Source organism: Mesorhizobium calcicola, from assembly GCF_042682105.1.
Taxonomy (GTDB): Bacteria; Pseudomonadota; Alphaproteobacteria; order Rhizobiales; family Rhizobiaceae; genus Mesorhizobium; species Mesorhizobium calcicola.
The window spans coordinates 76,556-98,673 of the sequence record NZ_JBHUGY010000047.1; the positions used below are offsets into that span (position 1 = coordinate 76,556).

19 protein-coding genes and 2 tRNA genes are annotated in these 22,118 nt (G+C 64.4%); 13 read left to right on the plus strand and 8 right to left on the minus strand.

Annotated elements, in window-relative coordinates; genetic code table 11:
* The first annotated feature begins 42 nt into the window (after positions 1 to 42).
* Both hmuQ and ACFSQT_RS28420 read left to right on the plus strand, forming a co-directional pair.
* Positions 43 to 357, plus strand: coding sequence for an antibiotic biosynthesis monooxygenase family protein (hmuQ, locus tag ACFSQT_RS28415; protein ID WP_379024366.1), 315 nt, complete (start codon positions 43 to 45; stop codon positions 355 to 357).
* A 1-nt stretch (position 358) separates the two neighbouring features.
* The gene (locus ACFSQT_RS28420; protein ID WP_379024368.1) at positions 359 to 727 is read left to right on the plus strand and encodes a bleomycin resistance protein; all 369 of its coding nucleotides are present in this window, start codon (positions 359 to 361) and stop codon (positions 725 to 727) included.
* A 4-nt stretch (positions 728 to 731) separates the two neighbouring features.
* On the opposite strand, the gene putA is transcribed toward ACFSQT_RS28420, so the two are convergent.
* Complete coding sequence (gene putA, locus ACFSQT_RS28425) at positions 732 to 4,343, minus strand: bifunctional proline dehydrogenase/L-glutamate gamma-semialdehyde dehydrogenase PutA (RefSeq protein ID WP_379024370.1); 3,612 nt, start codon at positions 4,341 to 4,343, stop codon at positions 732 to 734.
* Positions 4,344 to 4,506: 163 nt separating this feature from the next.
* Here putA and ACFSQT_RS28430 point away from each other — a divergent pair, with 163 nt between their 5' ends.
* Positions 4,507 to 4,959 (plus strand): Lrp/AsnC family transcriptional regulator, encoded by a 453-nt coding sequence (locus ACFSQT_RS28430; RefSeq protein WP_379024372.1) that lies wholly within the window; start codon positions 4,507 to 4,509, stop codon positions 4,957 to 4,959.
* Between the two features lies 1 nt (position 4,960).
* Here the strand turns inward: ACFSQT_RS28430 and ACFSQT_RS28435 are convergent, their stop codons facing one another.
* Positions 4,961 to 6,160 carry a cytochrome-c peroxidase gene (locus ACFSQT_RS28435; RefSeq protein WP_379024374.1) on the minus strand — a complete coding sequence of 400 codons (1,200 nt, stop codon included), beginning with the start codon at positions 6,158 to 6,160 and terminating at the stop codon, positions 4,961 to 4,963.
* Positions 6,161 to 6,167: 7 nt separating this feature from the next.
* On the minus strand, positions 6,168 to 6,617 hold the full coding sequence (locus tag ACFSQT_RS28440; protein WP_379024376.1) for a FixH family protein: 450 nt from the start codon (positions 6,615 to 6,617) through the stop codon (positions 6,168 to 6,170).
* Between the two features lie 151 nt (positions 6,618 to 6,768).
* Here ACFSQT_RS28440 and ACFSQT_RS28445 point away from each other — a divergent pair, with 151 nt between their 5' ends.
* Positions 6,769 to 7,692, plus strand: a complete 924-nt coding sequence (locus ACFSQT_RS28445) for a sugar kinase (RefSeq protein WP_379024378.1) — start codon at positions 6,769 to 6,771, stop codon at positions 7,690 to 7,692.
* A 10-nt stretch (positions 7,693 to 7,702) separates the two neighbouring features.
* Here ACFSQT_RS28445 and ACFSQT_RS28450 read toward each other — a convergent pair whose 3' ends face one another.
* From ACFSQT_RS28450 to ACFSQT_RS28460, 3 genes are all read right to left on the minus strand, one after another.
* Positions 7,703 to 8,725: an aldose epimerase family protein gene (locus ACFSQT_RS28450; protein ID WP_379024380.1), complete on the minus strand. Its 1,023-nt coding sequence runs from the start codon at positions 8,723 to 8,725 to the stop codon at positions 7,703 to 7,705.
* 92 nt (positions 8,726 to 8,817) lie between these two features.
* A complete protein-coding gene (locus ACFSQT_RS28455; protein WP_379024382.1) occupies positions 8,818 to 10,275 on the minus strand; it encodes an NAD-dependent succinate-semialdehyde dehydrogenase in 1,458 nt (485 codons plus the stop codon).
* Positions 10,276 to 10,481: 206 nt separating this feature from the next.
* Positions 10,482 to 11,429 (minus strand): AEC family transporter, encoded by a 948-nt coding sequence (locus tag ACFSQT_RS28460; RefSeq protein ID WP_379024384.1) that lies wholly within the window; start codon positions 11,427 to 11,429, stop codon positions 10,482 to 10,484.
* 129 nt (positions 11,430 to 11,558) lie between these two features.
* On the opposite strand from ACFSQT_RS28460, the gene ACFSQT_RS28465 reads away from it, so the two are divergent.
* Together ACFSQT_RS28465 and ACFSQT_RS28470 are read left to right on the plus strand one after the other, a co-directional pair.
* Entirely contained in the window at positions 11,559 to 14,579 is a 3,021-nt protein-coding gene (locus ACFSQT_RS28465) for a caspase family protein (protein ID WP_379024386.1), read from the plus strand.
* Between the two features lie 97 nt (positions 14,580 to 14,676).
* Complete coding sequence (locus ACFSQT_RS28470) at positions 14,677 to 15,225, plus strand: histidine phosphatase family protein (RefSeq protein ID WP_379024388.1); 549 nt, start codon at positions 14,677 to 14,679, stop codon at positions 15,223 to 15,225.
* On the opposite strand, the gene ACFSQT_RS28475 is transcribed toward ACFSQT_RS28470, so the two are convergent.
* Positions 15,222 to 15,692: a hypothetical protein gene (locus ACFSQT_RS28475; protein WP_379024390.1), complete on the minus strand. Its 471-nt coding sequence runs from the start codon at positions 15,690 to 15,692 to the stop codon at positions 15,222 to 15,224. The two genes, ACFSQT_RS28470 and ACFSQT_RS28475, sit on opposite strands and share 4 nt — an antisense overlap.
* On the minus strand, positions 15,689 to 15,895 hold the full coding sequence (locus tag ACFSQT_RS28480) for a hypothetical protein (RefSeq protein ID WP_379024392.1): 207 nt from the start codon (positions 15,893 to 15,895) through the stop codon (positions 15,689 to 15,691). The genes ACFSQT_RS28475 and ACFSQT_RS28480 overlap by 4 nt, the downstream gene beginning before the upstream one ends.
* A gap of 300 nt (positions 15,896 to 16,195) precedes the next feature.
* Between ACFSQT_RS28480 and ACFSQT_RS28485 the strand changes: the two genes are divergently transcribed.
* The 7 genes from ACFSQT_RS28485 (at position 16,196) to ACFSQT_RS28515 (ending at position 22,046) form a co-directional block, all read left to right on the plus strand.
* Positions 16,196 to 16,269: transfer RNA gene (locus ACFSQT_RS28485), tRNA-OTHER, on the plus strand.
* Position 16,270: 1 nt separating this feature from the next.
* Positions 16,271 to 16,337, plus strand: a tRNA-Met gene (locus ACFSQT_RS28490).
* Positions 16,338 to 16,709: 372 nt separating this feature from the next.
* Positions 16,710 to 17,852 carry a slipin family protein gene (locus tag ACFSQT_RS28495; RefSeq protein ID WP_379024394.1) on the plus strand — a complete coding sequence of 381 codons (1,143 nt, stop codon included), beginning with the start codon at positions 16,710 to 16,712 and terminating at the stop codon, positions 17,850 to 17,852.
* Positions 17,853 to 18,129: 277 nt separating this feature from the next.
* Positions 18,130 to 18,411, plus strand: coding sequence for an acyl carrier protein (locus tag ACFSQT_RS28500; protein WP_379024396.1), 282 nt, complete (start codon positions 18,130 to 18,132; stop codon positions 18,409 to 18,411).
* Between the two features lie 56 nt (positions 18,412 to 18,467).
* Positions 18,468 to 19,658 carry a beta-ketoacyl-ACP synthase gene (locus tag ACFSQT_RS28505; protein WP_379024398.1) on the plus strand — a complete coding sequence of 397 codons (1,191 nt, stop codon included), beginning with the start codon at positions 18,468 to 18,470 and terminating at the stop codon, positions 19,656 to 19,658.
* A 51-nt stretch (positions 19,659 to 19,709) separates the two neighbouring features.
* Positions 19,710 to 20,981 carry a beta-ketoacyl-ACP synthase gene (locus ACFSQT_RS28510; RefSeq protein ID WP_379024400.1) on the plus strand — a complete coding sequence of 424 codons (1,272 nt, stop codon included), beginning with the start codon at positions 19,710 to 19,712 and terminating at the stop codon, positions 20,979 to 20,981.
* A 36-nt stretch (positions 20,982 to 21,017) separates the two neighbouring features.
* Complete coding sequence (locus tag ACFSQT_RS28515) at positions 21,018 to 22,046, plus strand: zinc-binding dehydrogenase (protein ID WP_379024402.1); 1,029 nt, start codon at positions 21,018 to 21,020, stop codon at positions 22,044 to 22,046.
* The last annotated feature ends 72 nt before the right edge of the window (positions 22,047 to 22,118 follow it).

Genomic DNA, 22,118 nt, shown 5'->3' on the forward strand with positions numbered 1-22,118 from the left:
CGTTGCGGCGCCCCCATCAACATCCGCATGAAAGGAACATCCATGTACATCGCCATGAACCGCTTCAAGGTGCAGACCGGCTCGGAAGCCGATTTCGAAGCCGTCTGGAAGAACCGCGATTCCAGCCTTGCGCAGATGAAGGGTTTCCGTGAATTCCATCTGCTGCGCGGCCCGGTCAACGAGGCCGAAGGCTACACACTGTTTGCTTCACACACGGTGTGGGCAAGCCACGACGATTTCGTCGCCTGGACCAGGTCGGAGAATTTTCGCGCCGCCCACAGAAATGTCGGCACGACGAAAGTCCACTATCTCGGCCACCCGCAGTTCGAGGGCTTTTCCGTCGTGGAGGGTGCCTGAGATGGCACCTGCGGAGGACCCCGCGCGCAGCATTCCGGTCTTGCCCTCGCCCGACCTTGTGGAGACGCGCAATTTCTATCGCGACGAACTCGGCTTCGGTGTCGTCGGGCCGGAGATGGACGACTATCTGATCGTGCGCCGTGGCGACATCGAGATCCATTTCTGGAAGAGCGACGACCGCAAACTTCCGGAAGTCTCGTCCTGCTATATCAGGGGCGGCGAGGTGCCGGTGCTGCATGCCGAATTTTCAGCGCGCGGGGTGAGGCAACTCAGTCCGTTTACCGTGCGGCCGTGGAACATGAAGGAATTCCATATCCGGGATCCGCACGGCAATCTGCTGAAGTTCGGCTGCGCACCCGAAGAGGTGTGAGCAGTCAGGCGCTGGCCAGCAGGCTGGCGTTGCCGCCCGCCGCGGTGGTGTCGACACAGACGGCGCGTTCATGCGCATAGGCTGCGGGGTTGAGCACCTCGCTGACCAGCGGCACGATCGGTCCGTTGCGGTCGGCGATGACCTTGCGCACGATGCGCGCGGCCTCGGGCGTGCCCGAAAAAGCGACGACGTCGACGTGCAGCGAGCGCGCTTCCACCGGATCCGGACGGCCGTCTATGGCGGCCAGCGGCAGGCCCTTGCCGGTCAGCGCCGAGAGCGCCGCCGGCGCACCGGGCGCGACCGCCAGCACCGCGTTGCCAGCGGCGAGCGCCTGGATGGTCTGCGCGAGCAGCGTGTCGGCGTCCGGACCGAGGCAAAGCACCCGTCCGCGCGGTGACAGCGACAGTGTGTTGGCCTCACCGGTCGGCCCGGGCAAATCGACCTGGCCGAAGTCGATGCCGGCGGCAGCGCCAATGGCTGCCGCACCCTTGCCGCGCAGATGCTTCCTCAGAATGGCGACCCGGTCGGGCCGCGTCGACCAGCCGCCCAGCGTCGGATCAGGCAGATTGTCTGCAAGCTCGGTCGCCGTCACCTTGTGGCCTTCGGCAATGTGCGTGCCGGCCTCCGGCCCCTTGCGGAAGCGGCGGAGATAGTGCGGACCGCCGGCCTTCGGTCCGGTGCCGGATAGCCCCTCGCCGCCGAAAGGCTGAGAACCGACGACAGCGCCGATCTGGTTGCGGTTGACATAGATGTTGCCGGCATGGATGCCGTCGACGAAATGCTGCACGCGCCCTTCGATGCGGGTGTGCAGGCCGAAGGTCAGGCCATAGCCCTTGCGGTTGATGGCGGCGATGACCGCATCGATCTCGTCGGCGTCGAAACTGGCGACATGCAGCACCGGCCCGAACACCTCGCGCTCCATGTCCTCGATGCCCTTGACCCGGAAGACGTGCGGGGCGACGAAGCGGCCGTCCTTGGGCGCCTCGAGCTTGGCGATCAGCCGGCCCTGCAGACCCATCTTCGTGCAGTACTCGCGGATCGAGCTTTGCGCTTCGTCGTCGATGACCGGGCCGACATCGGTCGAAATGCGCCAGGGGTCGCCGATATTGAGCGCCTCCATGGCGCCTTTCAGCATCTCCAGCATCTTCTTCTCGACGTCCTTCTGCACATAGAGCACGCGCAGTGCCGAGCAGCGCTGGCCGGCGCTCTGGAAGGCCGAGGCCAGGATATCGCGCACCGCCTGTTCGGGCAGCGCGGTGGAATCGACGATCATGGCATTCAGCCCACCGGTCTCGGCGATCAGCATGGCGTCGGGCGCGGCGGTTTTCGCCAGTTGCTTCTCGATCAGCTTGGCGACCTCGGTCGAGCCGGTGAAGCAGACGCCGGCAATGCGCGGATCGGCGGTCAGCGGGCCGCCGACCGAGGGGCCGTCGCCGGGCAGAAGCTGGATGATGTCTTCCGGCACACCGGCCTCGCGCAGCAGTTCGACGGCGCGGAAGGCGATCAATGGCGTCTGCTCGGCCGGCTTGGCGATGACCGAATTGCCGGTGACGAGTGCCGCCGCGATCTGGCCGGTGAAAATGGCAAGCGGGAAATTCCATGGCGAAATGCAGACGATGGCGCCGCGCGCCTGCGTGCCTGTCTCGGCATTGGCCGCCTCGGCCGCGTAGTAGCGCAGGAAGTCGACGGCCTCGCGCACCTCGGCCACACCGTCGGCCAGCGATTTGCCGGCTTCCCGGGTGGCCAGCGCGAAGAATTCGACGGCATTGGCCTCATAGAGATCGGCGGCGCGGTTGAGGATGGCGGCGCGCTCGGCGACGGGACGCTTTGCCCAGGCGGATTGCGCGTCCACCGCGATGCGCACGGCCGTCGCCACCTGTTTGGCGCCCGCCTCGCTGACCGTACCGACCACTTCCGCGGGCTTTGCCGGATTGACGATCGGCCGTTGCTTGCCATAGCCGGCGGCGCGCGTGATCGGCTTGGCGTGCCAGCGGTCGGGCCCGGCGAACGCTGCCCTGGCCTTGTCGATCGCAGCCAGAGTCACCGTATCTGTGATGTCGAAACCCTTCGAATTGCGGCGGCCGGCGCCGAATATCTGGGAAGGCCGGGCAATCGCCGGATTGGCGGCGGGGCCCTGGTCCTCGACCGTTTCGAGCGGATCGCGGGCGATATGCTCCGGCTCGACGTCCTCGTCGGTCATCTGGTGCACGAAGGAGGAATTGGCGCCGTTTTCCAGCAAGCGGCGGACCAGATAGGCAAGAAGATCGGAATGCGCGCCGACCGGCGCATAGATGCGGCAGCGCGTACCTTCGGCCTTGCGCACCGTCTCGTGCAGCGCCTCGCCCATGCCGTGCAGGCGCTGGAACTCGAAGGAATCGCGATCTCCAGCCATCGACAGGATGGCGGCAACGGTGTGGGCGTTGTGGGTGGCGAATTGCGGATAGATGCGGTCGGTCATCGACAGCAGCTTTTTGGCGCAGGCCACATAGGAGACGTCGGTGTTGGCCTTGCGGGTGAAGACGGGATAGCCTGACAGCCCCAGCGTCTGCGCCCGCTTGATCTCGGTGTCCCAATAGGCGCCCTTGACCAGCCGCACCATGATGGTGCGGTCGTATTTCTTGGCCAGCGCGTAGAGCCAGTCGATGGCAAACGCCGCACGCGGACCATAGGCCTGGACGACGACGCCAAAACCGTTCCAGCCGGCGAGTTCCGGCTCGGCCAGCACCCGCTCGATGACGTCGAGCGACAGATCGAGACGATCAGCCTCCTCGGCATCGATGTTAAGACCCATGCGCGAATGCCGTGCGGCCAGCGCCAGCGACAACAGCCGTTCGGCCATGACGGGCAGCATCTCGTCCTTCTGCGCCACCTCGTAGCGCGGATGCAGCGCCGAAAGCTTGACCGAGATGCCGTGGTTCTGGCGGATGTCCGGGCCGTTGGAGCCGGCATCCAGCGAGGAAATGGCGTCGGCATAGGCCTTATGATAGCGCAATGCGTCGGCCTCGGTGCGGGCCGCCTCGCCCAGCATGTCGAAGGAATAGAGATAGCCCTTCTGCGTCATCGGCCGGCCCCGCTTGACGGCCTCGGTGATGGTGCGGCCGAGCACGAACTGCTCGCCCATCTCGCGCATGGCGGCGGCCACCGCCTTGCGGATGACCGGTTCGCCCAGCCGGCGCACCATCGAGCGCAGCGTGCCTTCGATGCCGCCCTCGCCTTCATCGAGGACGCGGCCGGTCAGCATCAGCGCCCAGGTCGAGGCGTTGACGAAGATGGAACTCGAACCGCCCGAATGCGCCGACCAGTCGTGTGGCGCGATCTTGTCGGCGATGAGATCGTCCATCGTCTCGGTGTCGGGCACGCGCAGCAGCGCCTCGGCCAGGCACATCAGCGCCACGCCTTCCTTGGTGGAGAGACCGTAGGCGGAGAGGAAGACTTCCATCAATCGCGGATCGGAAGAGCCGCGCACCGCCCGCACCAGGTCGGCGGCGCGGGCCGAGATCGCCTTGCGATCTTTCGCGGAAAGCCCTGTCGCCTCGGCCAGTCGCTTCATGGCCTCGTCTTCGTCGGGCAGATAGTTGGCGCGGATCTGCTGGCGGATGGCATCAAGCGCTGGCATGGCGGTCCCGTGGATCGAGCAAAGGGGATCGGGCCGGCGGTCACCGGACCGAATGGCGCAAGCTAGCACAAGGTGCGAATTTCGGTCGGTCCGAATAAATCGACATTACAGGTCACTCGATCTATCATTAGCGCTCAGAATTGGCATATGGACTGCACTTTCGATGACAGAAGACCAATTGGACCGCATCGACAGGAACATCCTGTCGGCATTGGCAAGCGATGGCCGGCTTTCGATGTCCGAACTGGCGGCAAGGGTCGGCCTGTCGAAGACGCCGGTGCAGGCGCGGGTGAAGCGGCTGGAGAAGGACGGCTACATCAGGGGCTACCAGGCGATCATCGACCGCGAGCGCATGGGCGAAGGCCATGTCGCCTTCGTCCAGGTGAAATTGTCCGACACCCGTTCCGCGGCACTCGATGCCTTCAACCGTTCCGTGCAGGCAGTGCCAGAGATCGAGCAGTGCCACATGATGGCGTCGAGTTTCGATTATCTGCTGAAGGTCCGCACCCGGGATATCGCTGCCTATCGCCGCGTGCTGGGCGAACGCATCTCCGCCCTGCCCCACGTCGCCCAGACCTCAACCTTTGTGGCGATGGAGACGGTCAAGGATAGGTAGATCACTCCGCCAGCGTCTTCAGGAAGGTCACCAGCGCCGCGCGTTCGCGGTCAGACAGCTCCAGCGGGTGAATTTCGGATGTTCCTTCAACGCTCGGCGCAGCCTTGGCGTAGTGCGCGACCACCTCGTCGAGCGACGAAAACTGCCCGGCATGCATGTAGGGTGGACGCGTGGCGGCACCGCGCAGCGACGGCGTCTTGTAGGTCCGAATCAGCTGCGGCCCATCCTTGACCATGAAGCGCAACTCGCCGCAGGCCCTGGCATCGCCGTCGCGAAAGGCGCCCAAACAGTTGAACGGATCGGCCTCGACCTGTGCCACGGCATCGATGCGGCCTCGATCCGGCGGCAGATCCGCGACAGGCGGCACGCCGGTGTTGTGAAAGCTGTTGTCGGTGAAGCGCGGACCATCGTGACAGGTCACGCAATTGGCTTTGCCAATGAACAGTTTCAGCCCGAGGATTTCCTGCTCGGAAAAGAGGGTATCGCCTTTCGGCTCGGTGCCGGTGACGAGGTCGAGCGCAAAGCGGTCGAAGCGCGTCGGCGCCGGCTCGATCGACCGTTCGAAAGCAGCGATCGCCTTGCCGATATTGGCAAAGACGCCGTTGATCGCGTTGCGCTGCGTATCGCTCATAGCGTCCCAGGCGGCCTTCTCGGCATCGGTTCCAAGCGGGCTGGCATTCAGCGGCATGCCGGAAAAATCGGGCAACGGCCCGAAGATACGCTCATAGCGTTCGCCGAAGCGAGCCTTGATGTAATGCGCGTAGGCGGCGCGGTTTCCCGCCTGCTCCAGTGGGTTTTCGAGCGGCGTCAGCGCTTGCGCCCACAGGCTGTCGCGGCGGCCGTCCCAGAAGAACCAGGGATCGCGTGCCACGCCGGCCAGCGGCATGGTGCGCCGGTTGGTGTGACCGACGCCGACCGCTTGCGGCAGGTCGTCCTGGAACTGACGGTCGATCTTGTGGCAGGTCGAGCAGGAGACCGTGCCGTCGCGGCTCATCCCCTGATCGAAAAACAGCGTCGAGCCAAGGGCGGCGGCGGCCGGCACATCGGCAAAACGATTGGTGGTGTCGGTCTTCAGGGGCGGCAGTGCCGATAGCGCCAGCGAGGCGATGGTCTTCTTCTCGGCGTCGGAAAAATCAGGCTTGCCGCAACCGGCAAGGATAATGGCCACCATCAGCGCCAGAAACCGCGGAAACTGTCTCATCGGTCGCTCACAGCACCACGTTGAACAGCACCGTGTCGGAACCGGCCGTGGCCGAGATGGCGAAATGCAGCTGCCACCAGCCGCTCATGGTGAATTTCACCCCTTCGATCCGGTAGCGCCCGTCGCCGAGATAGTCGGTCGCTTGCGGGCTGGTCGGCAGGCCGTGATTGTGCTGCGGCATGCCGCCTGAGATTGCGATCGCCGCCCCCTCCACAGGGGCTCCCGCCTTTGTCTTCAGCGTCAGCAGCCACGATTCCAGTTCGCCTTGCCGCACAACGCCCCGCTCCGGCGCGAAGCTGGCCACGAACAACCCGTTGTCGGTGTTCTTCGTCCGGGAAACATCCGGGCCGGCAGGCTGAGACGATCGCGGCGCCGTCACATAGACGATCGCGAGAATGCCGACCAGCAAGGCAGCCAGACCAAGACCCGCCAGAAGATAACGCCATAACGATGCCAAACCGGTTCCTCTTCTGCAGACAACGTTTTGCCGGACGGATCGCGTCCCGCCAGCCTGTGGGAAAACGCTGTGGCGGAAAAAACCCTGCTTGCCAAGCATGGCGCTGCCGGTGGCAAAAAGCTACAGCACCGGGATCACTGGAGGATTGCAGATGGCGGGAAACGGCGTCGCCTCGATCGGCGAATGCATGCTCGAACTGTCGGGCCAGACGGGTCCGAACTGGCGCATGGGCTTTGCCGGCGACACGTTCAACACGCTGTGGGCGCTGCACGCATTGAGCAGCGACCGGCCGGCAACCTATGTCTCGGCCTTCGGCGACGACCCGTTCTCGCAAGGTCAGATCGGCTTCTTCGCCGAAAACGGCATCGGCATCGGCTCCAGCCCGGTGATAGCGGGGGCGCGGCCGGGTCTCTATGCGATCACGCTGACCGGCGCCGAGCGCTCCTTCACCTACTGGCGCGGCGATGCTGCCGCCCGGCAGCTCGCCTCCGATCCGGCTGCACTCTCGAAAAACCTGGAAAACCAGGCACTTGTCTACTTCAGCGGAATTACTTTGGCAATTCTGGACGACGACGCGCGCGCCACACTGCTGGCGGCCGTGGCCAAGGCTCGTTCGGCGGGCTCCACTGTCGCCTTCGACCCCAATTACCGGCCGCGGCTCTGGCGCCGACGCGAGGATGCGCAGGCAGCGATCGCCGAGGCACTTGCCGTCACCGACATCGCCTTGCCGACCTTTCCCGACGAGCAGATGCTGTTCGGCGACGCGACACCGCAAGCCACCGCCGAGCGGCTCGCGCAACTGGTCGGCGAGGTGGTCATCAAGAACGGCGAAGCGCCGGCGCTGATTGCCGAGCCTGGAACGTTGCACGAGGTGCCGGCGATCCATGTCGCGGCCCCCGTCGACACGACGGGCGCCGGCGATTCCTTCAACGGTGCCTATCTGGCCGCACGCCTCGCCGGCCACGCCCCGGCGGATGCCGTATTGCGCGCCCACCGCGTGGCCGCCGCCGTGGTGCAGGTGCGTGGCGCCTTGGCCCCGTTCGACACGTTGCGGGCGGCGTTCGAAACCGAGTGACCTGAAAAAACTAAGGCAGCCGGAAGCGATATTCCGTCACATGATGGTAGATTGCGCCCGGCCACAGCGTCGCCTGCGGGAAATACGGCCGGTTCGGCGCATCCGGCCACACTTGCGGCTCCAGGCAGAAACCGCAGAAGGCCTTGTAGTCTCGCCCTTCCAACCCCTTGCGCGGCGTCACGTACTGGCCGGTATAGAGCTGGATGCCGGGCTCAGTGGTCCACACCTCCATCTCGACGCCGGAACTCGCCCCTTGCGCCCAAGCCGCCTGCTTGAGCGGTCCGCGCGTCGGGGCGAGGCAGAAATTCTGGTCGTAGGGCAGCTGTTCGCCCTCGGTCTCCATGCGCAGCGGCCGCGCCTGGCGGAAATCGAAGGGCGTGCCGTCAACCGGCTTGACCACGCCGGTCGGGATCATGTCGCCATCGACCGGCAGATAGGCGCCGGCATTCAGCGCCATCCTGTGGTCGAGAATGTCGCCGGCGCCGCCATCATCGAGATTGAAATAGGAGTGCTGGGTGAGATTGCACAGCGTCGGCTCCTCGCAGGTCGCGGTCAGTTCGACGCTGAGCGTGCCGGGGATCTTCAGCCGGTAGGTGCAGGTGACGTCGAGCGCGCCGGGAAAGCCCATCATGCCGTCGGGGTCGTGCAGCGTCAGCGTGACGAAATCCCTGCCATGCAGCGAAACCGCCCACGGCCGGTGGAAATAGCCTCGCGAGCCGCCATGCAGCGTATGCTTGCCGAGGAAGTTGCGTTCGGTCTGGTAGCGCTGGCCGGCGATGGTAAAGCGGCCGTCGCGGATGCGATTGGCATAGCGGCCAACGACCGCGCCGAAGAAGGCGGTGTCGGTCTCATAGGCGTCCAGACTGTCGTAACCGAGCACCAGCGGCGCATCGTGCCCGGTCAGGCGCAGATCCTGGATGATTGCGCCGAGCCCGATGATGTTGGCGGTGAGACCACCGCCCCTGATCGTGAAGCGACGCACCGGCTCGCCTGCCTGCGTCGTGCCGAAAACCTCGCCGTCCTTCATTGCCATGCCCGCAAAACGCCAGTTGATCCCAAGGATTTTCGGCTGGTTTTCTCGACCCAGGCGGGCTGGTCACAGACCTGCCCGCCAGAGCTAGTCTATCAGAGGCCGAGGCCGCCGATGCAGACATATTTGGTGTCGAGATAATCCTCGATGCCCTGATGTCCGCCTTCCTTGCCGAGACCGGATTCCTTGACGCCGCCGAACGGCGCCTCCGGCGTGGTGATGAGGCCTTCATTGACGCCGACCATGCCGTATTTCAGCCCTTCCATGACGCGGAAGGCGCGGCCGAGATCGCCAGTGTAGAAATAGCAAGCGAGGCCGAATTCGGTGTCGTTGGCGAGCGCGATGGCTTCCTCTTCGGTCTCGAACTTGAACACCGGCGCGACCGGGCCAAAGATCTCTTCCTTCATGAAGCGCATCTTGGGCGTCGCGTTGGCAATGACGGTCGGCTGGAAGAATGAACCGCCGAGCGCATGACGCTTGCCGCCGGCGACGATTGTGCCGCCCTTGGCGGTCGCGTCGGCAATCAATTCCTCGACCTTCTCGACCGCTTTTTCGTCGATCAGTGGTCCCTGCTGCACGCCGTCCTCAAGGCCGGAACCGACCTTCAGCCCGTTGCTCGCGGCAGCCAGCTTCTCGACGAACCTGTCATAGACGCCGGCCTGAACCAGGAAGCGGTTGGTGCAAACGCAGGTCTGGCCGGAATTGCGGTATTTGGCGGTGATGGCGCCAGCCACGGCACGCTCGATATCGGCGTCGTCGAAGACGATAAACGGCGCGTTGCCGCCAAGTTCCATCGACACCTTCTTGACGGTGACCGAGGACTTCTGGATGAGAAGCTTGCCGACCTCGGTCGATCCGGTGAAGGTGATCTTCGACACCAGCGGATTTGCGCAGATTTCGTCGCCGATCTCGCTGGCCGAACCGGTCAGGATGTTGATGACGCCCTTGGGGAAGCCGACTTCCTCGGCGAGCGCGCCCCAGGCAAGTCCCGAGTACGGTGTCTGCGAGGCCGGCTTGACGACGGCGGTGCAGCCCGCCGCAAGCGCCGGGCCGAGCTTGCGGGCCAGCATCGAGGACGGGAAATTCCAGGGCGTGATGGCGGCGATGACGCCGACCGGCTCCTTGGTCACCAGGATGCGGCGGTCCGCCCACGGCGATGGCACCACGTCGCCATAGGTGCGGCGACCCTCCTCGGCGAACCACAGGATGTAGGACGCCGCGGAGCCGATTTCGCCCTTGGATTCGAACAGCGACTTGCCCTGCTCGATGGTCAGGAGTTCGGCCAGCACATCCTGGTTGTCCATCATCGCGTCGTGCAGCTTGCGCAGCAGCTTCGAGCGCTCGAGCGCTGTGGTCTTGCGCCACGATTTGAAGGCGGCTTCGGCGGCTTCGATGGCGCGGCGGGTCTCGGCCTTGCCCGACTTCGGCACGGTGCCGATCTTGAGGCCGGTGGCCGGATTGTTGACGTCGACCGTCTGGCCGCTGTCGGCCTGCACCCATTCGCCGTTGATGAGATTGGCCTGCCGCATGAAATGGCTGGTTTTCTGAAGCATGGTCTGTCCTCCGTTTGGCGCGCTGACGGGCCGGTCTGTGAATTCTGTGGTGAGCGTGCGCCATGGACTGAAGCCGGCACGCCGGAGCCACTGCTCTTTACCTAGGGCAAGGCCCGCAAGCAATTGCTACATGGCATATAGGGGTTGGGCCAGCCCGAGGCGAGAGCAGGCCGACATATGACATCCGATCGCAAGCCGGCACCCTGTCAGAAAACGTGGAGCACCACCGTCAGCCAGAAAGCAGTCGTCACGGCGGCGCAAGCCGTGGCGATGGTCATCTGGTTCGATGCCAGCGCCTGGCCGGTGTTGAACTGCACGGCGATGAGATAGGAATTGATGCCGGATGGCAGCGCCGCGATCACGACAGCCACCTTGGCCGTCAAGGGCGGCAGGCCGAGCAGCCAGACGAAGGCAAGAACCAGCGCCGGCATCAGGAACAGCTTCAGCACCGAAAGCGCCAGCGCCGGACGGACATTGCCGGAAATGCCGAAGCGGCGCAGGCTGAGCCCCATGGCGAACAGCGCGACCGGCCCGGCCGTATCGGCCAGCGCATCGACCAGCCGCTTGGCAAGATCGGGCAGCGGCACGCCGCTCAGGCGCCATGCCAGCCCCGCCAGAATGCCGATGATCAGCGGATTGATGAACAGCCGTCTCAGGAAACTGCGGATGATGCGCAAGGGATGCATGGGCTCGCCGCCGCCGCGGCCGAACATCTCGAACAGCACGATCGACGCCATCATCATGATGGGCAGGTGCACCGAGACTAGCAGCGACAGCACTTCGAAGCCGCTCGGGCCGAATATGCCGAGAATGAAGGGAGCACCGAGCAGCACGATATTGGAGTAGGCCGACGACACGCCGCCGACGACCCCGGCGCGCGCGTCCCGTCCGAAGATCCGCGTGGTGACGACATGGCCGGCGGCCCAGGTGATCACCACTGCCGCGAAATAGGCGCCCCATAGCGACCATGGCGCGACACCGTGGAAATCGGCGTTCACCATGGTCTGGAACAACAGCAGCGGCATCGCCACGCTGACCGCGAAATCGGATATCCCCTCGCCGCTCGCCGGCTTCAGATAGCCTGTGAACCCGGCGAGATAGCCGAGCGCGACGAGGCTGAAGACGAAGAGAACCGTTTCGGTGAGCGGAGACATTTTTCCCGTGATAAGCGAGCCACGGTCGCGGCGCAATCGCGCCCGAATTTGATCATGCCCGAATTTGATCATGATAAACTGGCAGCGTTATAGAGGGTTTGGATCATCAGGGGCGGGCGCGAACGACAAATGGTCTTTGTCGAAGCTTCAAAGCGCAATCTTTTCTGGCAGGCGTGGCTGGCAGCTTTCGTCGCAGCACTGCTTTGCCTGTTTGCCAACACGCTTCAGGCGGCCGAAACGAAAAGCCTGAAAGGTGTGGCGCTGATCATCGGCCAGTCTAAATACGAACACATCGCCGCCCTCCCGAACCCTGCCAACGATGCCCGCGACATGGCCAAGATGCTGACCGACCTCGGCTTCGACGCGCGCAACGTCACCGACCGCGACGCCGCCAGGCTGAAGCGCGACCTGGAGCGTTTCACGGAAGATGCCGAAGGCGCCGATGTCGCCTTCATCTATTATTCCGGCCATGGCATCGAGGCCGGCGGCGAGAACTATCTGGTTCCGGTCGATGCCGACATATCGTCCCTGAAAGACGCCGACGCGGCCCTGGTGCCGATTTCCGCCGTCATGGACGCGTTGAAAAAGACCGTGCCGGTGACGATCGTGCTGCTCGATGCCTGTCGCACCAATCCGTTTCCGGCGGACGCCGTGGTGCGACGCGCCCCGACCGCCTCTGCCTCGCCGATTGGCGCCGGCGGACTGGAACCGGTGCGCGGCGCCAAGGCGCTTGGCACCGCGCCGGCGACAGACGCGAGCCTGGGCACGGTCGTCGGCTTTGCCGCGGAGCCGGGCCGCCCGGCGCTCGATGGCGACGCCGGCGAAAACAGCCCCTACGCGGCGGCCCTGCTGCGTCACCTCGCGGCGATGAAAGGCACCGAATTCGGCTCGGTCATGCGCATGGTGACGGAGGAAGTCTATCTCGACACCAAGGCAAGGCAGCGCCCCTGGGTCAATGAGAGCCTGCGCCGCCTGCTCTATTTCGGTATCGCGCCACCGGAGCCGACGGGCGATGACGGGCTGATCACCGGCGAGCGGCGGCAGCTGCTGTTGACCATTTCCGACCTGCCCGACCCGAAGCGGGCACAGGTGGAACTGGCCTCCCTGCAGGAAGGCGTGCCGCTCGATGCGCTATATGGCGTGCTGAGGGCGCTCGGCACGGAAAAAATCCCCGAGGATCCGACCGATCTGCAGAAGGTGCTCGACGCCCAGGCCGAGCGCCTGAAGAAGATGATGTCCGAACGCGCCGCGCTGCGCACCGACGACCCCGAGATCAAGCGCCTCGTCGCCTCCGCCGACAAAGCCATCGGCCAGGGCGCCATCGTGACGGCGCGCAAATTCCTCGATGACGCGGTCGGCCGGGTCGAGCAGACAAGCGATGCGGTCGATGAGGCCGAAGACCTCGTCAAGCAGAAGCGCCTTGCCGATGCCGCGATCTATGCCAGGCGGGCCGATGCCTCGGCGCTGGTCTTCGACTACAAGTCCGCCGCCGGCGATTACGCCAAGGCGTTTTCGCTGGCCGAAAAATGGGACGACAAGCTGCGCTGGAACTACAAGAACCAGGAAGCCGAGGCGTTGAACGCCTTCGGCTATGCCACCGGCGATCTCGCTGCGCTGCAGCATTCCATCGAGGCCTATCGCATCATCCTGAACTTCATCCCCAATGGCGAACAGAATCGCGACTGGGCGATCACCCGCAACAACATGGCAGTGGTGCTGCAGACCATCGGCGAGCGCGAGACCGAAACCACGCGCCTCGAAGAAGCCGCGCAGATCTTTCGCGATTCGCTTGTCGTGTTCGAGCGCGAGAAGGACGACCTCAACTGGGCCGCCGCGCAGAACAACCTGGCCAATGTGCTCCTGAAGATCGGCGAACGCGAGAGCGACCCGAAGCGCCTGAATGAAGCGGTCGCCGCCATGCGCGCCACGCTCGAGAAGCGCCCGCGCGACAAGGTGCCGCTCGACTGGGCCGCTTCGCAGAACAATCTCGGCCTGGCGCTCTATGCCCTGTCCGAGCGCGAGGCCGCCGGCGAGCATCTGACGCAAGCGGAGGCGGCTTACCGGCTGGCGCTTGAGGAATACAGGCGCGAAAAGGTGCCGGTGGAATGGGCGATGGTCGAGAACAATCTCGGCAACACGCTTGTCTCACTTGGCATCCAGCTCAACGACAAGGCAAAGATCAACGCGGCGGCCGATGCCTTCCGCGCTGCGCTCGAGGTGCGAACCCGTGAAACCTTCCCGGTCTCGTGGGCAACCAGCCGGCTCAACCTCGGTAACGCCCTGAGCGGCGTCGCCCGCTTCGACATGGGCACCGGCGCGCTCAAAGAGGCAGCGGCGGCCTATGACGATGCGCTGACGGTGTTTACCCGGCAGCGTTTTCCGATGGACTGGGCATCAGCCCAGAACAATCTCGGCTCAATCTACCAGACGCTTGGCCAGCGCACCCGCGACGCAGCCAGGCTCCAACAGTCGGCCGCGGCGTTCCAGGCCGCCCGACAGGTCTATGTCAGGCGAAAATTCCCCCTCGACTGGGCAATGAGCCACTACAATCTCGGCAACACGCTGCAGCTTCTCGGCGGCGTGACCGACAAGCCGGAACACTACGGTGAGGCCATTGCCGCCTACCGCGACGCGTTGCGCGAGTACAAGCGCGAGACCAACCCGCGGCAGTGGGCGCTGGCCCAGGCCGGCCTCGGCTCGACGCTGCACTGGCTGAGCATGAGCAATGCCGATCCCAAGACCTTGCTTGAGTCCATCGCCGCCCGCAGGGCGGCACTTGAAGTGCTCACCGTCGAGGCCGCACCCGTCGACTGGGCCAATGCGCAGAACGGCATCGGCATGAGCCTGCTCAACCTCGGCAATCTCCAGCGGACCGACAAATATCTCAGCGATGCCGAAGCGGCCTTCACGGCAACGCTGAAGGTGTTCACCCGCGAAAGCCAGCCGCTGCAGTGGGCCTTCGAACAGAACAATCTCGGCGACATCCACTGGAACCGCGCCGGCTATGGCGGCGGGAAGGCCGAATATCGAAAGGCGATCGAATTCTTCGAGAATGCCAAGCAGGGCTTTACCGAAGCCGGCTACACGATGCCCATCCCGTTGACCGACCAGAAGATCGATCTGGTGAAGAAACAACTGGCGAAGAAGTAAAGCCCCACTCGACCGCGCCTTGTCTTTCGGCTGGCTTTACCGTCCCTATATGTCCAGCCACCGGAGCCCATTGCCGGGAACCGGAGAAGGATAGTCTATGATTCGATTTGTGCTGGCTTTGCTTCTGCTCGCCATCCCGGCCGCGGCCCACGCCACGGACGCTGGCTGGGCGCTGTTGCGCGATGGCGGCCATGTCGTGCTCCTGCGTCATGCCATGGTCACCGGCACCACCGATCCGGCGAATTTCGACATCGACAGCTGTGCCACCCAGGTCAATTTGTCGGCGCGCGGCAAGCAGCAGGCGAGCAAGATCGGCGCCTTGTTTGCCGCCCGCGCGGCACCCATCGAGCGCGTGCTGTCCAGCCGCTATTGCCGGTGCCTCGACACCGCGCGCATCGCTTTCGAGGCCGAGCCGGAGCTCTTCGCGCCGCTCGATCTCCTGAAGGGCGATGAGACGCAGAAGGCGGCGCAGATCGCGGCGATCCTGAAGGAAATCCGCGCCTATTCCGGCTCGGACAATCTGGTCATGGTCACCCATCTGGAAGACATCGTGGCGCTGACCGGCGTTTCGCCGCGCGAAGGCGAAGCCGTGGTCGTCGAGCCGCAGGGCGATGGCCTGCGCGTGCTCGGCCGCGTCACGTTCTAGTCGTGGCGAGAAGCGGCTGACGCGCCGGTGAGCAGCCATGTGTCGATGCGGAATTTCCATGCATCGATCATGCGTGCGAAAGCATCCTGCGTCAGTCCGGACAGATACGACCTGCCTGCCGCGCTCAGGGCAGTGAATGTATAGGCGATCGATGCCTCGGTGCCGCCGTCAGCAGCCGGATGGCAGACCACCTCGACAAATCCGAAACGCGAATCCGGCGTGACCCTGACATAGCGGACGCGATGCCCGACAGGATCCCAGTCGGCGCAGGCCCAGAGTGTCGTCTCATCACCGTGGGCGGTCCGGAAGACCATGCCTTGCCGCGTTGCGCCGCCTTGCGGATGCAGAAATTCCGGGTCCCAGCCTTCCACCCACAAGGTCTCGCCGATCGGCGTGAACAGCGGAAAGACGCGATCGACCGGACCGGAAAGGACGATACTGTGGCAGCGCTCAAGATGGCTCGTCATCCGTCTTCGCCCTTCCGTTCAGTCAGACGGTGGCTGTCCGCGGCGCCAAGCTCCAGCCCATAGATGCGCTTCAATTGGCTGATTGTTTCGAGTGTCGCTGGTGAAAACGGCGTCTGCCCTTCGAAAGCATGCAGCACAATACCTTCGATGAGATCGCCGAGGCTCATGTCGCGGTGTTCGGCCAAGGCCTTGAGCACCTTCACCAACCGCTTTTCCAGGCGGACCCCGGTCTGCACGCGTTCTATATTCATGGCCATTCGTACCATGGTACATTGGTACAAGCAATCATCCATGGCGGCTACCGGTGGTGTTGCCGAAATGCCACCACTGAAAGAAGCCGTAAATTCGCCGCGACAATGCCGCTTGCGACAACCCGTCGCAGGGGCTATAGGCGCGCACCCGGTCACGAAAACCGAAGTGAGCACAACGGTTGGAGCTTTTGTCTCCGCCCGTGCAGGCGGTTTTGCCGCCCTGTATACGGTGCCGCTTTGGGGATTGGGATCGCGGACGTAGCTCAGCGGAAGAGCGCCGGATTTGGGTCCGGAGGTCGCAGGTTCGATTCCTGCTGTCTGCACCACGGATAGCTCAGTTTGGTTAGAGCATCAGATTCATAATCTGACTGTCGAAGGTTCGATTCCTTCTCCATTGGCTGAAAAGCCAGCACCCTGCCAGGTGTTATCTGGAAACGGTCCGGGGACTGGAATGCTGAAGATCTGACGGACGGCACAAGCCTTCGGGCGCGGGCCGTATCGAAAGGTCTGACGCCATCGGCTCGCGGCCAGGCCCGCGGTGACGATCAAGGCGCAGTGTCGCCGGCAAGGGAGGCCAAGGCTTCCGGCGCCCGCTTCGCTGCCCCGCGGTCCGCTCCCGAAGGCCCGCCACGGATTGATGCCACCAGTCCCCGGATCATTCGTGCCCGGACTGTGACGCAAGAGACGATGTGAAACGAGAAACGAAGGGAAGATCGACGCATGACTTGACGCCTCGTATGGGGCCATGCCCGACAGGAGTAAGACAATGACCATTCTCGACAAGGTTCTTGGACGCGAGCGCGTCCTCGTAAGGGAAAATGAACGTGCCCTCACCCTCCACAAGGGTGAGATCAAGGCAGTCCTGCTGCCGGGCGAACATTGGCTCGCCAACCGGCGCGGAAGCCTCGAAGTGTCGCGGCACGATCTGAAGAACCCAGAATTCGTTTCGGCATACGAGAAGGCGTTGTTCGACAAGCTCCCGGATGTGGCCGCGCGTCATTTCACCGTCGTTCGCACCGGGCGCACGGAGGTTGCCGTCATCGAGCGTGACGGCAACCTGCATGCCGTGCTGGCGCCGGATCGCAAGCTCGTGCTGTGGATGGATGCCGGTCCGTGGAAGGTGACGACGATCGACACATCTGCCGATCTCGCCATAGATGCGGCGGTGATGCGCCGGCTCGGCCAGGCCCGGAAGGCGGAATTGATGTCCGTCCATCCGGTCGTCGACGGCCAGGCTGGATTGCTGTTCATCGACGGTGTCCTTGTGCGGACGCTGACTGCGGGCGTGCATGCGTTCTGGAACGTCGGACGCATGGTGCAGATCAAGGTCGTCGACCTCAAGCGCCAGTCGCTCGACGTTGCCGGGCAGGAAGTGCTGACCAAGGATCGCGTCACGATCCGCGTCAACATCGCCGCCGAATACCGGGTCGTCGATCCGGTCAAGGCGGTGAGCGCTGTGAAGGACTTCTCCGAAGCCCTCTACCGCGCCCTGCAGTACGCCTTCCGCAAGACGCTGAGCGCGCTGACGCTCGACCAGATCCTTGAAAAGAAGGTGACGGTCGACGAAGAAGCCGCAAGCAAGGTCCGCGCCGATATGGCGGAGATCGGGGTCGAAGTCAGCGATATCGCCCTCAAGGATGTCATCCTGCCGGGCGAGATGCGCGAGATCCTCAACCAGGTGGTGTCGGCCGAAAAGCAGGCCGAGGCCAACGTCATCCGCCGCCGCGAGGAGACGAACGCCACGCGTTCGCTGCTCAACACGGCCAAGGTGATGGCGGAGAACCCGGTGATGCTGCGGCTGAAGGAGCTCGAGGCTCTGGAAACCATCGCCGGCAAGGTCGAGCGGCTGACCGTCCACAACGGAACGGGCGGACTGCTCAACGACCTGGTCAAGCTCCGCGACAGCTGATGCATGTTGCCCAAAAGCGGGTCGGGTTTTGGGAAAACGACATGCATGGAACCAAACGCTTAAAGCGCGTCGCATGAATCCGTTACAACGCGACGCGCTATAAGCTCACGTGACGTAAAGGGAAGGGCCGCCGGGTCTGCCGGCGGCCCTTCTTGCGTTTCTTGAGACCCCTCCCATCTGTGCCCCGCGTATCAGGCCTTTTCCTGCCGGGAAAAACCGATTAGACAGCGCCCAAACACATGCGGACAGATTCCGCCCGCAACCGAAGGAAAAGCCCTTGTCCACCACGTTCGACAAAGTCGCCAAGATCATTGCCGACACCAGCGAGATCGATATCGACACCATCACGCCCGAGAGCCACACGATCGACGATCTCGGCATCGATAGCCTCGATTTCCTCGACATCGTCTTTGCCATCGACAAGGAATTCGGCATCAAGGTGCCTCTGGAAAAGTGGACCCAGGAAGTCAACGACGGCAAGGCTTCGACCGACGACTACTTCGTCATGAAGAACCTGTGCGCCAAGATCGACGCGCTGGTTGCCGCCAAGATCGCCTGACGTCAGTTGAGCGCGCGATCTTGACGCGCCCTGCCGCCTGACCCACAAAGCCGCCCATGAGCAGCCCCCACGACGTCGTCATCACTGGTATCGGCCTTGTCTCCTCGCTGGGAGAGGGTCCCGACGCCCACTGGCAGAAGCTCGCCCGGCCGGGCCTGCAGCCGGTGCTCGAAGCGGCGCGTTTCGCGCCTTACACAGTCCATCCGCTGCCGGAGATCGACTGGAACCTGCAGATCGCCAAACGCGGCGACCAGCGGCAGATGGAAACCTGGCAGAGGCTCGGCACCTATGCCGCCGGCCTGGCGCTGGACGACGCCGGCATCAAGGGCAATGACGAACTCTGTGCGACCATGGACATGGTGGTGGCCGCCGGTGGCGGCGAACGTGACGAGGCGGTCGACGCCGCCATTCTCGCCGCCTCGGAAAGCCGCAACGACCGCGACGTGCTGCTCAACGAGAAGCTGACCACCGAATTGCGGCCGACCCTGTTCCTGGCCCAGCTTTCCAATCTGCTCGCCGGCAACATCTCCATCGTCCACAAGGTGACCGGCTCGTCCAGAACCTTCATGGGCGAGGAAGGTGCGGGTGTCGCCGCCGTCGAGACGGCCGCCGCGCGTATCCGCTCCGGCCAGTCGACGCACATCCTGGTCGGCGGCGCCTTCCAGACCGAACATTCCGACATGCTGCTCGGCTATGAACTTGCCGGCTATCTGCATCGCGGCCCGTGGAAGCCGGTCTGGCAACGGCAGGGAGCAGAAGGCGGCGGCGTGGTCTCAGGGTCCGGCGGCGCCTTCCTGGTGCTGGAGCAGCGCGAACACGCGACAAGCCGTGGGCGTAAGATCTATGCCGAGCTCGGGCCGGTCGTCTCCGGCCGCGCCAGGCGGCGGCGCGGAGAACTCGACGCCGAGATCGCCTCACTGCTCAGCCACGCGGCGTTGCCGAACGGCAAGCTGCTTGCCCTGTCAGGCGCGTCGGGCGCGCATGCGGCAACCGCCGCCGAGAAAGCAGCGCTCGATGCCGATCCGGCGATCGCCGCGCGTGGCTTCTCGACGCTGACCGGGCATATGAAGGAAGCGCAGTTTCCGTTCGCCGTGGCGCTGGCCGCCCTCGCCGTCGACCGCAAGGCCGCCTACCCTGTTTTTGATGCCGCAGCCGAGAAACCGTTCGAAGGCGTTCCCGCAACCGTCCTTGCAACGGCGATCGGCTATCACCAATTCGAGGGCATGGCACTGGTCAACGCCGCCTGAGGCGGCACTCCGCAATCCATGCTGCAACGATAAACGCTCGAGGGCTCCCGGATGGCCAATCTGAACGATCACATGGGCAGGCCGATCGTCGCCGTCACCGGCATCGGCGTGGTGACCTCGCTTGGCATCGGCAAGGACGACAATTGGGCGGCGCTGACCTCGGGCAAGTCGGGCATCCACCCGATCACTCGCTTTCCGGTCGATCATCTGAACACCCGCATTTCGGGCATGGTCGACTTTTTGCTGTCCAGTTCGAAGGGCGCCAGCCTTCTTACCTATGAACTGGCCGAAACCGCCGCCCGTGAAGCCGTGGCCGAATCCGGTCTCGATTCCGGTGATTTCGGCGGTCCGCTGTTCCTGGCTTCGCCACCGGTCGAACTCGACTGGCATGAACGGTTCTCGCTCTACAATTCCGACAAACAGGATGCCGGCGCCGAGAGGCTGCTGCGGGTGGCGCGCGGGCTGAAGGAAACAGACATTTTCGAGACCACCCAGTTCGGCTCGATCGCCGACCGGCTCGCCGACCGCTTCGGCACACGCGGCCTGCCGATCACGCTGTCGACCGCTTGCGCCTCCGGCGCCACGGCCATCCAGCTCGGTGTCGAGGCGATCCGCCGCGGCGAATGCGACCGGGCGCTGTCGATCGGCGCCGACGGTTCGGCGACCGCCGAGGCGCTGATCCGTTTCTCGCTGCTGTCGGCGCTGTCGACCCACAACGACATCCCCGAAAAGGCTTCCAAGCCATTTTCCAAGGACCGCGACGGCTTCGTGCTGGCCGAGGGTTCTGGTGCACTCGTGCTGGAATCGCTGGAAGCCGCGTTGGCGCGCGGCGCCACTGTTCTCGGCATCCTGCGTGGTTGCGGTGAGAAGGCCGACGATTTCCACCGCACCCGCTCCAAGCCGGACGGCTCGCCGGCGATCGCGGCGGTTCGTGCGGCCCTTGCCGATGCCGGCCTGGGCGAAGACGAGATCGACTACGTCAACGCCCATGGCACCTCGACGCCGGAAAACGACAAGATGGAGCACCTGTCGCTGTCGACGGTGTTCGGCGAGCGGATCGGCTCGATGCCGATCTCTTCGAACAAGTCGATGATCGGTCACACGCTGTCGGCGGCCGGCGCCGTCGAGGCGGCGTTCTCACTGATGACGATGCGCGAAAGCGTCATTCCGCCGACCATCAACTACGACAACCCGGACCCGGCGATCGTGCTCGACGTGGTGCCGAACAAGAAGCGCAACGCCGAGGTTCGCACCGTTCTGTCGAACTCCTTCGGCTTCGGCGGCCAGAACACCTGCCTTGTCATGGCGCGGGAACCGGTCTAAGCGACCTTTTTCCGCCAATCAGAACCGACAGGCTCCATGCGCGCACTGCAACTTATCGAGGACCGCCGTCTTGAGACGGTGGACCTGCCGCCCCCGCCGCCACCCGCGCTCGGCGAAGTCACGCTGCGCATCAAGGCGGTGGCGCTGAACCACATCGACGTCTGGGGCTGGCGCGGCATGGCCTTCGCCAAGCGCAAGCTGCCGCTGGTCGTCGGCGCCGAGGCCTCCGGCGAGGTCGAGGCGGTCGGTCCCGGCGTCTCCAGCCTCTTGCCCGGGCAATTGGTGTCGATCTACGGCGCGCGCACCTGCGGCCTTTGTCGTGCCTGCCGCGAAGGCCGCGACAATCTCTGCGAACATGTTTCGGGCGTTCACGGCTTCCATCTCGACGGCTTCGCGCAAGAGAAGATCAATCTGCCGGCACGCCTGCTGGTCCCCGCCCCGCCCGGCGTGACCGACATCGGTGCAGCGGTCGCGCCGGTCACCTTCGGCACCGTCGAGCACATGCTGTTCGACAACGCCAGGCTGCAGCCCGGCGAGACCATCCTTGTCCATGCCGGCGGCTCCGGCATAGGCTCGGCGGCCATCCAGCTGGCGAAGCGGATGGGCTGCACGATCATCACCACGGTCGGCTCGAACGACAAGATCGACAAGGCCAAGGCGCTCGGCGCCGACCATGTCATCAACTATCGCGACGATCGTTTCGAAGGCGTCGTGCGCAAGCTGACCAGGAAGAAGGGCGTCGACGTCGTGTTCGAACATGTCGGCGCCGACACCTTCGCCGGCTCGATGCTGTGCCTGAAGCGCGGTGGCCGGCTGGTGACCTGCGGCTCGACCTCGGGCGTGTCGACGCAGATCAACCTGATGCAGCTGTTCCAGCAGCAGTTGAAACTGCTCGGCTCCTTCGGCTGCCGCATGGAGAACATGACCAACGCCATGCAGAAAATGGCGGCCGGACAGGTCGCACCCGTCATCGACACCGAAGTCGGTTTCGACGAGATCGATGCCGCGTTGAAGCGCATGGAAGGCCGCGACGTGTTCGGCAAGATCATCCTGCGCGTCGGCTAGAGCCTTGACCTCCGTGTTCAAGAAGCTTCGCCGAGACTTGATGTTTCGGTACGGCAGGCAGCTTCGCCAGCT